We start from the raw sequence: 12,680 nt of genomic DNA, 5'->3' as shown, positions 1-12,680 counted from the left end.
GCAGGCCTACCCCCAGCGTGGACCAGTTCGGCAGAGATGATTGGCATCAGCCCACCCCCCATGGATGCAGGGCTGCTAGTTCCATTGCTGCCACCAGAGCTGGCAGTTGGGCCATGGAGGTGGAAGCAGCCTCACTCAACTTGCCGAGGCCCGAGGGCAGCAGGCCGATGGCCACTACGGCAAAGGCCAGGCCCATGGCCGGGATGGTTTCGCGCGGAGCCACGGCGGCCAAGCGCACATCGAGGCGACCATCGGCCACCGCATCGGTGGCCGATGTCACTGCCAGGCGGCCGAAAAAGGCGCGGTTAACTAGCAGTAGAAAATAAACCGCCGTAAGGCCCGAACCAACCATTGAAAGCAAGGTGGCCAGGGGGAAGGCGGTGATGCTGCCGCGGAACACCATGAACTCCGAGATGAAGCCGGCCATGCCAGGCATACCGGCACTGGCCATGACCCCCAAAATCATCAGCGTGCCTGTGAATGGCAGACCCCGTTCCGGGTTGAGCAGACCATGCAGTACTGAGAGATCCCGGGTGCCCGTCTTGCGATACACAATGCCCACCAGCAGAAATAGCAGGGCTGAAATCAGGCCGTGGCTGACCATCTGGAACACCGCCCCGAGCAGGGCGACCGGTGTGGCAGCGGCAGCGGCTAGCAGGATGTAGCCCATGTGACCCACGGAGCTGTAGGCCACCATCCGCTTCATGTCCTGCTGGGCTATCGCTGCAAGGGAGCCAAACAGCACAGATACGGCTGCCCAGATGGCCAATCCCGGAGCCAGTAAGGTCCATGCTTCTGGGAAAAGACCCATGCAGAAGCGCAGCAAGCCGTAGGTGCCCAGCTTCAGCAGCACCCCTGCCAGCAGCACTGACACTGGTGTAGATGCCTGGGTGTGGGCATCAGGTAGCCAGTTGTGAAATGGAAATAGGGGCACCTTGATGCCAAATCCCACCAGCAGTGCCCCGAGCAGCACCAGCTGTCCTCCCATCGCTAGCCTTTCACTTGTGACCGGGGTGAGGCTGAAATCCACACTGCCGGTTAGTAGGGCCAGGCCCAAAAAGGCTCCGAGGATCAGCATCCCCGACACCGCTGTAAAAATCAGGAACTTTGTGGCCGCATAGGCCCGGTTGGCGCCGCCCCAGATGCTGATTAGAAACCAGAGTGGGATCAGCTCCAGCTCATAGAACAGGAAAAATAGCAGCAGGTTTTCGGCTAAGAAAGCACCGTTAACAGCGCCGCTGATAACCAGCAACAGGGCAAAGTAGATGCGGGGCCGCTGGTTGATGTCCCGGGTGCAGATCGCTGAAACCAAGGTGAGGGCACAATTGATCAACACCAGCGGCATTGATAAGCCATCGACCCCGAGCCGGTAGTCGAGGCCGATGCTGCCGACCCAGACAAATGACTCCTGCAGCTGCATGCCACCGAGGCCGGTGTCGAAGCGGAGCAGCACCAGCAGGCTCCAGATCAATTGCAGGCCCAACACCACCAGGGCCACGGTGCGCATGCGTCCGGGCGAGGGGTTGCCGGGCCATAGGGCTAGAGCAAGTGCACCCAGCAGAGGGATAAGTAGTAGAAGGCTCAGCATCAGGCGCTCCTCATCCGTGCAACCACTGCAGCGAGGTGAGCAACAGCACAATCGCCAATAGGACCGTTAAGACATAGGTCTGCAGCTGGCCGCTCACCGAGAGCTTCAGCCCTTCGGCGCTCGCCAGGGAAAGCCTGCCGATGCCATTAACAAAGCCACTAACCAGGGCCTGGTCGATCCAGTTGCTAAATCGTGCCAGAGCGGCCACCGCCGCCACAATCGTCACCCTGTAGATGCGCTCGGTGTAAAAGTCGTAGGCAAGTAGATCCTGGAGCAACCGCAGGGGTTTGAACATGGATCGGGACCAGAACTTGTGCAGGGGCACCAGGCAGCCGCCGATCACTCCAGCTACGCCGCTTGCCACCACTGCAGTGGCGAGGGGCAGGGGGAATGAGGCCAAGCCCGGCACCGAATCTATCCGGGCCATCAAGGCTGGCAGGAGAGCTACCAGCACGGTCAGGCTCACCATCGGTAGGGACATCAGCCAGTTGACCTCAGGGGCCCGCTTGGTTTTTGGCAGAGGCGCTCCCATAAACACCTGCCGGAAGACCCGAGTGAGGTTAAAGGCTGTAAGGGCATTGGTGATCAGCACAACTGCGGCAAAAAATGGTGCAGTGCGGCCCAGCGCATCCACCAGCAGGCCGAAGCACCAGAAGCAGCCAAGGGGCAGCAAACCCACCAGGCCCGCTCCCCCCACCAGGTAGGCGGTAGTGGTGGCAGGCATGCGGGAGCCCAGGCCACCCAGCTCGGTGAGGTCCTGGCAGCTGGTGGTGGCGATAACGCTGCCCACACTCATGAACAGCAGAGCCTTGGCGAGGCCATGGGCAAACAACAGCAACAGGGCAACAGCCGGCTGTTGCAGGGCGATTGCGATGAAAACCAGGCCCAGATAGGAGGTTGTGGAGTAGGAGAAGGCCCGCTTGATATCGACCTGGGCGATCGCCACCAGGGCACCAGCCAGGGCACTGATTGTGCCCACCACCAGCAACACATCAACCGCCAGCGGTGAAAACCGCAGCAGCGGCATCACCTTGAGCAGCACAAGGGCTCCAGCTGTCACAACTACGGAGTTGCGCAGAATCGAAGCTGGGTTTGGACCCTCCATGGCCTCGTCAAGCCAGAGGTGCATGGGGAACTGGGCGCACTTACCCATGGGGCCGGCGATGAGGCCCAGCCCGAGCAGGGTGCCCGCAAGCGGGGTTAGGGAACCATTGGCATGGGCTTCAGCTGCCCACACGTAAAGGTCGTCGAATTCCATCGAGCCAGCCCAGGCTGAGAGAGCTACTACTCCCATCAACAGCAAGACATCGCCAACCCTCTTGGTCAAAAAGGCATCTCTGGCCGCCGTAACGACCAACGGTTGGGCGTACCAGAACCCCACAAGCAGATAGGTGGAAAGAGTGAGCATTTCCAGCAGGAAATAGCTCATGAACAGATTGCTGCTCAGTACAACTCCGGCAAGGGCTCCTTCAAAGAAACCAACAAGGGCATAAAACCTCGCCAAGGCCCACTCCTTATCCAGGTAGCCCAGGGCAAATACCTGACCCACCAAGCTCAGTCCGGTCACCAACTCCAGGGCGGCCAGATTGGTCAGGGATAGGTCTAAGCCAATGCGCAGGTCGAGATCGGCAGCCTGAAACCAGGGCAGCTCGATGTGCTGGGGACCCAGCAGCCATACCTGCTGCAGCATCAAGGTGCCATGCACCACCGCCAGCAGCGTGACGATCAGGTTGAGATAGGCCGCAGGGCGAGGACCGTGACGCTTGATCCATCCAGCAGCCCACGGCAGGGACAAAACCATGCCGCTGAACCCATAGAGCGGGATCAACCAGGCCAGCTGGATCGAAAGTGGCAGGGGTGGGGCGAGCAAGGGGGGATGGGCGTCGGTCGGCTCAGAAGGTGGCCCGTTCCATGGAGGGATTGGGGCTGAAGCCAAGGCTGCGAAGCCAGGCCCCCAGATCTTCGCCGTGCTGCTGTTCGTCCTTCCAGAGACTCCTGAACAGGACTTCATTAGGGCCATCACCCACCAAAACGCAAAAGCGAACAGCCTCGGCGTAGTGATGGATCAGGTCGTTTTCGAGGGCGAGATTGAGCCGGAGCAGTCCGACCAGGTCGGCGGCATGGGCAACGGGCCTCAACTGGGATGCTGCAGGAGCTACCCCCAGAGCAAGCATGCGCTGCACCAGGCGTTCCGCATGCTGCATTTCCTCCACGGTTTCGCGTCGCAACCGGGCAGCCGAATCACCATCTCCCCAGAGCTCCACTAGGGAGGCCTGGGTCATGTACTGCTGAACTGCGGAAAATTCCAAGCTCAGGGCGCGGCCGAGGTAACCCAGGACGCGCGGATGAACGGCGCCCATGGCCATCAGAGGCGACGGGTGGTAGCAGTTGCGATCAGGGCAGGCTCCACTTCGCTGTGGGGACGGGCGATGATGTGGGCAGCAACCAGACCGTCGCCGACGCGCTCACAGGCATCAGCGCCGGCACGCACTGCTGCATTCACCGCACCTGTTTCGCCGCGAACCATCACGGTGACATAGCCGCCGCCAACGAACTCACGGGCGATCAGGGTCACTTCAGCGGCCTTGGTCATGGCGTCTGCGGCTTCAATCGCCGGCACCAGGCCACGGGTTTCGATCATGCCGAGGGCGATGCCCTGAATGGAAGGAGCCATGGCGTTGCTGCGGGAAGGTGTGGTGGGGGGGGTGGTACCGGCGCCCTTGCCGGCACCGGTACGGGCGCCGGTTGAGCTGGCGCTAGAGCGGCGTGTCGTGCTGGAAGCACGGCGCGCTGTCGAGGCAGCTGGCTTGGCTACGGCTTTCGCCGCAGGGGGCTGGGCAGCCGCCGCCGGCAGGGCCTTGGGGGCCGCTGCAGGCGAGGTCGAGCTGGCCGCCGCCGCTGCAGCCACCGGTGTGGAGATGGCTGCCGAAGCCGCGGGGGCGGATATGGCAGCAGCAACTCCGCTGGTGGTGGATTTAGGGGTGGGGGTGGCCATGGCTCAGGAGTATGGGGGCTGGAGTGATGACAGGTCGATCGGGCAGCGAGCTACCCGGGCTACCTAGCCGTCGGGCTCCCAGAAATCAATGATTCCACCGATCGTCAGATCGGTCTGCACCTCGGGATTACCGCAGGCGAAGCGGGCCGCAGAGCCACTGGCGGTGAATACCCAGTTGCCTGGGGATGCACCGACTGGGTCGACAGCAACGCTCAGCTTGCCCTTGGCGGTGCGCAAGATGCGCAGATTGGAGTGATCTAATCCGGCAATCCGCTGGCTGCAAACCAGAGAGCCGGTGACCTGCATGATTTCCATTAGCTGGCCCCTCCTGGCGGAACTTGAGCCTTGCCAGCGTCAGGATCCCAGTGGTCAATGATTCCCACGATCGTTAGATCGCTCGGGTACGACTTGCTTCCAGCGGCCTCGCGCGCAGCTGAGCTGCCTACACAGATCACCCAGTCGCCTGGTACGCAACCCACGGCATCAACTGCCACTTTCTGAGTGCTGCCATCGAGCACCACCTGCAGGTGCTTGTACTCAAAACCTGGAATGCGATTGGTAGACACCAGTGGTTTAACCACCTTGCAGATCAACATGTCAGTGCCCTCCTCCGCTCGCAAATGTGATGGTGGAACCTACAGCTTCAGCTGGGGTGTGACGGTCTTGATCCCGCACGGTAAGCAGGGCATGCAATAGGCCCTGCTTAAACAATTCGGGGTAACGGTTTTCCATGGCGGTTTGCACCCGTTGACAATTGCGGATCGCTCGCTGCCTCGCCCCGGGCACCTGACCGTTGTAGTCAAAGCGCACTACCACTGGCACAGGCAGGCCCCGAGAAACGTTTAAGCCCTTGAAAATCTTGATGCCTACATCCAGATCGGGCGCTCCCTCCTCCACCGTATCCATATAGGCGAAGTAGGTGAGGTTGCGCAGGTGGATCTCCTTGAAGCCTATGCCCACACCGATGAAGCGCTCCGCATGGCCAGCATCGCCGTAGCTGCCTCGGTGGTACTGGCTCACATAGTCGATCTGGGAGATGTTGTTCTCGATCAGGCGGGCTATCAGCTTCACCATGCCCGGGTCGGGACTGCTGGCCGCTGCCTCCTCCACCAACGATTGAATGCGGGCCCGGCCCTCAACCGCATTGAGATGGTGAGTGGCCTCATAGGCCGCTTTGGCATCCAGCCAGCTCTCCAGATTGGTGCTGCCATCAATGCCCGGCACATGCACACGAATCGTGTCGGTGTCGGTGTCGATGCCTAGTAGCAACAGATCTACCGAGGCACCACAGCAGAAGCTGTTTTCGACGGCCTGCTGGAAATCCTTGAGCCGGGATAGGCCACAGGAGGCCGCCAAGGCGTCATCACTACCATGGGCAGCACAGCCCTCATGCAAGGGATCTTTTGAACTGAAGTGGTAGAGCACCACCTTGAGGTAACGGGTGTCATCGTGCGCCGAATTGGGCTGACCTTCCCGGTAGCGGCGATGTTCAGTTTTGACCCAGCGGTTGACCGTGTTTTCGACGTCAAACAAGGCACCGGCATGGGAGCGACGCCGCACCGAACTGAATGGAATTCTCAGGGCGTAGGCCATGGCATGGGCCAGGCGCCCGTCAGCGCAGGGGGTTGCATCGAGTAGGTGGAATCCACAGGCCAGTAGAAACTCATTGAAGGCTTCGGCAGCGGGACTGCCAGGCTTGCCTTCCAGGGGGTCGTGCTGAAAGAAGGAGTCGCTGGTTTGTTCGTAGGTTTCAAATACACACCAGGCGAACAAGGTGCGCATGTCGAGCTGGCTGACCCAGGCCTTCTCGAGAATGGGCAGCGGCAACTCAAAGCCGAGTTCGGCCCTTGATAGCAACTGGGCCTGCTCGATGAAATCAGCCTCGTGCTGCAGGGCTGAAAGGCGCTTGAGCAAGGGCACAATGCGATCAAATGCGCCTTTGACTTGCCCTTCGTAGGCCCTCAGGACCCCATTTAGCCGAGCATCGCTAAGCGGATGCAAGACAGTCGCCACTAGATCGCTCGCGGCAGCGGTGCCGGGCCGACGGCGGGGAGCCGTCGGAGCCAGCGGGCGATAGGCAGTGGCGAGAGGGCGTCGGGGCATCAGGGGTTCAGCCGCGGGCCCCGCCAGACACGGTGATCAGGGAGCCAGCTGTGGTGTTGCCACTAGAACCGGTGACACGGCTGACTGGCTCGGGACGCTCTTCGTTGCGCTTTGGCTGGAGGGCGGCAGGCATCGAGGTCTTCGAGCCTGGCCTGGTGGGGTTGCGGCGCCGGGCTGAAACGCCCTCGGTGCCGGTGACCCGTTCACCCCGATCCCAGTCATCACCAGTGATCTTCAAGCCAGCAGAGATGCCTTCGCCGGTCACCCTGGAAGTTGGACGAGCATCCGCGTCAACGCTGACAGGAACCTCAATGGGCCCCCGAGCGATTTGGCTGCTGCCGCGACGGTCGAAACGGAATTGCTCGGTGCCGGTGACCATGTCACCGGCCAAGGCAAAAGGGCCGGTAATCCTGCTGCCCTGCTCGTAGCTGGTGCCGGTTACGGCCCCGGCTGGATCTCGCCCCACCTGGGCTGAGCGAGCCGGGGATTGGATGCTGAATTGCTGCCAGGGCTGGCTACCCGCCAGGGGTTGGGGGAAGTCGGAGTCCTGGGCTGCGGCGGCACCGCAGACCTTGGCGAGTTGATCGCCACCGATATAGGGAGTGCCGGTTATAGCTTCGCAGGCCCCGCGGCCCGCACCAGTGAGGACACCGCCAATCCCTGGCTGTATGCCACTCATGCGGTTAGAGCCGCGCACCGGAGTGCGCTGACGGATTTCGGCGACGGACTTGCTGTTGCAGAAGTCACCTGCCTGCTCAAGACCGGCGTAGGGCGTGCCGGTTACGACCTTGCAGGTGCCGGGCTCATCACCGGTGACATTGGAGGAGCGGCCAGTGTGGGTACCACTGACGACCTGGGCCCGATTGGTGACGCTGAAGCCCACCTTGGCAGACTCTGGCTGGGGCTTGCTGCTGCAGAAATCCGCATATTGCTGGCTGCCGACGTATTCATCACCAGTAACCATGCGGCAGCTGCCGGGCTCATCACCGGTGACATGCTCGCTGCGGCCCACATGGGTGCCAGTGATGCCCGTGCCACGAAGGGTATGCAAGCTTGCAACCTTGGTAGGAGCCCGTCCAGTCACCTGGCCTTGATCGGATATGTACTGGGAGCCGGTGAGGTGCTTACCCGAGCCGGGTTCGTCACCCGTGACAAGGCTTGAGCGACCAACCATCACACCTGAAACTGCCTGACCTCCCTCGGTCTGGCTGCGTCCAACCTTGCGTGGGCTGGGGCTGGGGCTGGAAGTGCCGCAGAAGGCTGCTGACTGATTGGCTGAAACGTATTCGGTGCCGGTGATGTTTTTGCAGGTACCGGGCTCATCGCCGGTCACCTTTTCAGAACGACCAACCTCATTGCCAGTGACCCGGTTGCCATGGGTAGTGGCGCTGACGCGCACCTTGGCAGGTTGACTTGCCACTGGACCGCTCTGACAGAAGGCCTGGAACACCTCGGCGCCGAGATATTCGGTGCCCGTAATGGCGCGGCAGGTAGCCGCTTCGTTACCAGTGGTTTTCTCTGAGCGATTGGCCTGGGTTCCGGTAACCACCTGACCAGAGCTGGTTTCGCTCACTCCCACTTTCCAGTGGGCTTCTGCGGCGGCTGCCTGTCTGGCGCCGTGGCGGTTTGGGCCGGAGGGGCGGATGCCGGCGACTCTGCTGGAACCAGCGCTACCAACCTTGGCGCGCAGTTCGCGCACCTTCTGGGAAAGTTCGCGGGCGCTCATATCAGGATTTCCTTGGCGGGATATCGAAGCAGCTGTAGTGCTCTTAGGCGCATTAGCTGATTTGCCACGCTTAGAGAGAGCTTCTCTTCGTGCGAGTACAAGGGCCCGGCTGGGATCTAGTTGGGAGAGGCGCTTGGCTGTGGCACGGCGATCTCCACCACTGCCACTTGTTTTGGTAGGGCGATTACTGAGGCTCAATTGGGCCTGCGCAGGAGCGGTCTCGCCTTGACACTTGGACTTGGCTTCCGCTACAGGGACTTGGACTTTTGATGCAATTTTTGCCAGGTCCGTGCGCGTGCGGTCGCTGGAGGTGTCGGCACGTTTGCCGCGTTTGGAAAGGGCTTCCCGTCGGGCAAGCACCAAATCTCTACTTGGATTTGCGATTGGACGGGCCTGGGTGGTCCGGCTGGAGCCGGTGGGTGCAGCAAGGCTGCGGTGAGAGGCAGCCGCCCGGGCGTTCACAGCCGGGGCAGCAACTGAAGCGGCCTTGGCCACCGATGCAGAGGACTCCTGCGCTGCGGCTGTGCGAGTGGGGCGAGCGTCTTCAACCGAGCGCACACGGCTCGGACCGGAGGTGAACCGGCTGGCGGCTTTTTTGCCGCCGTTGGTGAGAGCCCTGCGGCGCTCCAGAGCTGCTTCCCGGCTGGATGTGCTGGCCATGTCCGCCCGTCGAATGGAATATCTGAAAAGGTGCTGACCAGTCCGCAACGCGAACTAGCCAGCAGAGGAAAGGGGTTGGGGCCCAGGCCAATGGCTCGAGCCCCGGAAGGGCTGGGATCAGCGTCCTTCGAATACCACGAAGCAGGAACCCTGGCTTTGGGTATAAGCGTCGTAGCCCACCAATCGAACGTGGTGGTCGGGGTAGGCGCGGTGACAAGACTCAAGCTCGTTCACGACCACACCCAAATCCTTCTCGCCAAAGAAGGGCAGCTTCCAATATGACCAGTAGGTCGCCATGGAGTTGCTGGGATGGACATGCTCAACGAGCGGGCTCCAACCCTGGGCAATGATGTAAGCGATTTGATCGTAAATCTCGTCCTGGGTCATCGGCGGCAGGAAGCCGAATGTCTCCAGGGTGGCGACTGTTTGGTAGTCACCCACGGTGCTCTTGAAAGGCATGGGGATCCTTATGTGGATGGAATGTTTGAACCTTGTAGAAAGGCTCTTAATCTCGTTCGCAGAGATTAGTTTAATCTCAAGTTCTGAATATTCCGTTCTGGGAGGAGAGTAGGCAAGTTGCTTGCCCCACTCACCAACTCAGACTGGCAATTTCAGGTGTCGAGCTTGTCGACGGTGTCGAACTCGAACTTGATTTCCTTCCAGGTCTCCAGGGCGATAGCTAGCTCAGGGCTGTGCTTCGCTGCTTCCAGAAGGATGTCGCGGCCTTCGCGCTCGATTTCACGACCGGCGTTACGGGCTTTGACGCAGGCTTCGAGAGCCACGCGGTTAGCAGCAGCACCAGCAGCCGAACCCCATGGGTGACCGTGGGTACCACCACCGAACTGCAGCACGGAGTCGTCGCCAAAAATGGCAACCAGTGCGGGCATGTGCCAGCAGTGGATACCACCGGAGGCCACGGCGAACACGCCGCCCATGGAGCCCCAGTCTTGGTCGAAGAAGTTGCCGCGGCTGCGATCTTCGGGGACGAAGGATTCGCGCAGTTGGTCGATATAGCCGAGGGTCGACTGGCGGTCGCCCTCCAGTTTGCCGACCACCGTGCCGGTGTGCAGCTGGTCACCACCGGAGAGACGCAGGCACTTGGCCAGCACTCGGAAGTGGATACCGTGCTTGGGATGGCGGTCAATCACAGCGTGCATTGCACGGTGAATGTGCAGCAGCATGCCGTTCTTACGGCACCACTTGGCAAGACCGGTGTTAGCGGTGAAGCCACCAGTGATGTAGTCGTGCATGATGATGGGCTGGCCCAGTTCTTTAGCGAACTCGGCGCGCTCATACATCTCTTCAGGAGTTGCAGCGGTGCAGTTGAGGTAGTGCCCCTTCTTCTCGCCTGTTTCCTGTTGCGCCAAGTTGGTTGCTTCAGCAACGAACTCGAAACGGTTCTGCCAACGCTGGAAAGGTTGGGAGTTGATGTTTTCGTCGTCCTTGGTGAAGTCCAGACCGCCGCGTAGGCACTCATAGACAACCCGGCCGTAGTTCTTACCGCTCAGGCCTAGCTTCGGCTTGATCGTGCAGCCCAGGAGAGGACGGCCGTACTTGTTCATACGATCGCGCTCAACCACGATGCCGTTCGGGGGACCCATGCAGGTTTTGATGAACGCCATCGGGAAGCGGATGTCTTCCAGACGCAGGTGTCGCAGGGCCTTGAAGCCGAACACGTTGCCGACCAAGGAGGTCAGCACGTTGGTGATGGAGCCTTCTTCGAACAGGTCGAGGGGATAGGCAATGAAGGCATAGAAGGCTTCCTTGTCGCCAGGAACGTCTTCGATGCGGTAGCAACGGCCTTTGTAGAAGTCGAGGTCGGTGAGGAGCTCGGACCACACGGCGGACCAGGTGCCAGTTGATGATTCAGCGGCCACAGCAGCGGCAACTTCCTCGCGGGGGACGCCTTCCTGTCCGGTGCATTTGAAGCAGGCCAGCAGATCGGTGTCGAGGGGGATGTAATCAGGAGTCCAATACGTGTCGCGGTACTCCTTGACCCCAGATTCGTACTTCTTAGCCATGAGTGATTCTCTGATTGGGTCGGTAAGGGAAATGGGTTGGTTAACGCCTCAGACGTTGGTCAACTCAATCCTTCTGACCGGCGTAGTTGCCGTTGCCCAGGGCAGGCTCCACTTCGCGGTGGGGGCGAGCAATGATGTGCGCGGCCACAAGACCGTCGCCCACGCGCTCGCAGGCATCGGCCCCGGCGCGCACAGCTGCGTTGACGGCGCCGGTTTCTCCGCGCACCATCACGGTGACGTAGCCGCCGCCGACGAATTCACGACCGATAAGGCGCACTTCGGCGGCCTTGGTCATGGCGTCAGCCGCCTCGATCGCGGGCACCAGCCCCCGAGTTTCGATCATGCCTAGGGCGATGCCCATGGATTCAGTTGCCATTACCTGCTCCTAGTGGAGGTGGGGTTGGATGTTCGCTAGCAACCATGGTCGGCAGCCAAACCCCCCGTCAAGCCATTTGGCCGGAACCGACCATCACTGTTGCGTCGCCTTTAGATAAGGCAGGCTGATCAGTGCATCACAAAACGTTAGGCAATGCTTGCCGTTGTAGTGCTGGCGCTGGTTTTGGCCCGGTTAATCCCGTTTTGAACAAAATTTGCTTGCCCAGCACCTAGAGGGCCTCGGCGTCTGTGACGTACGCCACTCCGCCGTAGTAGGTCAAAAGGGGGTGCAGGGCTGCGCGCAATCCATCCAGCAAGTGCGCTTCGCAGAACACGATCACATGGGCATTGGCGCCTAGACCGCTGAATTCCATGCCCTCGGACACGGAGCCATGCGGACCCTTGCCGGTGACGTGTCTGACGACGGAATAACCGGGCACACCCGCAGTTTCCATTGCCTGGATCACCGCATCCAACTCCCGCTCGCTGAGGATCAGTTCAAGGCGTTTCATTGATTTATCCGGCGGCGGGAAGCAGGGCGTTAATCATGGCCATGTAGAGGGGGATGCCAACAATGATGTTGAAGGGGAAGGTGACTCCCAGGGCTGTCGATATATACAAACTGGGATTGGCCTGCGGCACTGTCATCCGCATCGCGGCTGGTACCGCGATGTAGGAGGCACTAGCGCACAGCACCACAAACAGCAGGGCATTACCAGGTCCGAGGCTCAAGCCTCGGGCGACCAGGGTGCCTACTAGGGCATTGAAAAGTGGCATTAGCACCGAAAAGCCGATCAGAAAGGCTCCCGCTTGTCGTAAATCTCGGATCCGTTGGGCCGCAACGATCCCCATGTCCAACAGGAAGAAGCTGAGGGCTCCGTAGAAAAGTTTGTCGGTGAATGGCAGCATTTTGTCGATGCTGGCTGGGCTGAATGCTGCGACCAATAAGCCAATCGCCAGACTACCTACGAGCAGAAATACCGAGCTATTTAAAAATGACTCCCGCAGCACCGAGCTCCAGCCCATCTTCGGTCCAGCTGCTTGCTGGCTAGGGGCCGCCAATTTGACCAGCAGCAGGCCCACAATGATGGCCGGCGATTCCATCAGGGCCAGGGCAGCCACCATGAAGCCATCGAAGGGCAGGTTCTGGGTTTCCAGAAAGCTCTCGGCCGTGATGAAGGTCACCGCACTGATCGATCCGTAGGTGGCGGC

Annotated in this window: 13 protein-coding genes; all 13 read right to left on the bottom strand. The window is 60.7% G+C overall.

The window, feature by feature from the left end; genetic code table 11:
* Window positions 1-46: 46 nt before the first annotated feature.
* Window positions 47-1,591 (bottom strand): NADH-quinone oxidoreductase subunit M, encoded by a 1,545-nt coding sequence (locus KBY85_RS14100; protein ID WP_254962093.1) that lies wholly within the window; start codon window positions 1,589-1,591, stop codon window positions 47-49.
* A gap of 7 nt (window positions 1,592-1,598) precedes the next feature.
* A complete protein-coding gene (locus KBY85_RS14095; protein WP_254962092.1) occupies window positions 1,599-3,458 on the bottom strand; it encodes an NAD(P)H-quinone oxidoreductase subunit F in 1,860 nt (619 codons plus the stop codon).
* Between the two features lie 22 nt (window positions 3,459-3,480).
* The gene (locus KBY85_RS14090) at window positions 3,481-3,948 is read right to left on the bottom strand and encodes a ferritin-like domain-containing protein (RefSeq protein WP_254962091.1); all 468 of its coding nucleotides are present in this window, start codon (window positions 3,946-3,948) and stop codon (window positions 3,481-3,483) included.
* A 5-nt stretch (window positions 3,949-3,953) separates the two neighbouring features.
* Entirely contained in the window at window positions 3,954-4,583 is a 630-nt protein-coding gene (locus KBY85_RS15990; RefSeq protein WP_315859994.1) for a BMC domain-containing protein, read from the bottom strand.
* Window positions 4,584-4,646: 63 nt separating this feature from the next.
* Window positions 4,647-4,898: a carboxysome peptide B gene (locus KBY85_RS14075; protein ID WP_254962089.1), complete on the bottom strand. Its 252-nt coding sequence runs from the start codon at window positions 4,896-4,898 to the stop codon at window positions 4,647-4,649.
* Window positions 4,898-5,179: a carboxysome peptide A gene (locus KBY85_RS14070; protein ID WP_254962088.1), complete on the bottom strand. Its 282-nt coding sequence runs from the start codon at window positions 5,177-5,179 to the stop codon at window positions 4,898-4,900. Before KBY85_RS14070 ends, KBY85_RS14075 begins: the two co-directional genes overlap by 1 nt.
* A gap of 1 nt (window position 5,180) precedes the next feature.
* Complete coding sequence (locus KBY85_RS14065; RefSeq protein ID WP_254962087.1) at window positions 5,181-6,686, bottom strand: carboxysome shell carbonic anhydrase; 1,506 nt, start codon at window positions 6,684-6,686, stop codon at window positions 5,181-5,183.
* Between the two features lie 7 nt (window positions 6,687-6,693).
* Window positions 6,694-9,072: a CsoS2 family carboxysome shell protein gene (locus KBY85_RS14060; protein ID WP_254962086.1), complete on the bottom strand. Its 2,379-nt coding sequence runs from the start codon at window positions 9,070-9,072 to the stop codon at window positions 6,694-6,696.
* 117 nt (window positions 9,073-9,189) lie between these two features.
* Window positions 9,190-9,531, bottom strand: a complete 342-nt coding sequence (locus KBY85_RS14055) for a ribulose bisphosphate carboxylase small subunit (protein WP_254962085.1) — start codon at window positions 9,529-9,531, stop codon at window positions 9,190-9,192.
* 152 nt (window positions 9,532-9,683) lie between these two features.
* Window positions 9,684-11,093 (bottom strand): form I ribulose bisphosphate carboxylase large subunit, encoded by a 1,410-nt coding sequence (locus KBY85_RS14050; RefSeq protein WP_106502475.1) that lies wholly within the window; start codon window positions 11,091-11,093, stop codon window positions 9,684-9,686.
* Between the two features lie 64 nt (window positions 11,094-11,157).
* Entirely contained in the window at window positions 11,158-11,469 is a 312-nt protein-coding gene (locus tag KBY85_RS14045) for a BMC domain-containing protein (protein WP_106502566.1), read from the bottom strand.
* Window positions 11,470-11,698: 229 nt separating this feature from the next.
* A complete protein-coding gene (locus tag KBY85_RS14040) occupies window positions 11,699-11,980 on the bottom strand; it encodes a P-II family nitrogen regulator (protein ID WP_254962084.1) in 282 nt (93 codons plus the stop codon).
* Between the two features lie 4 nt (window positions 11,981-11,984).
* Window positions 11,985-12,680, bottom strand: a 696-nt coding sequence (locus KBY85_RS14035; RefSeq protein WP_254962083.1) for a sodium-dependent bicarbonate transport family permease, incomplete at its 5' end; no start/stop codon positions are given.

Source organism: Cyanobium sp. BA5m-10 (assembly GCF_024346255.1).
In the GTDB taxonomy this organism is placed as follows: domain Bacteria; phylum Cyanobacteriota; class Cyanobacteriia; order PCC-6307; family Cyanobiaceae; genus Cyanobium_A; species Cyanobium_A usitatum.
Note: the sequence above shows the minus strand (reverse complement) of the source record. Positions and strands in the feature narration are given on the sequence as shown.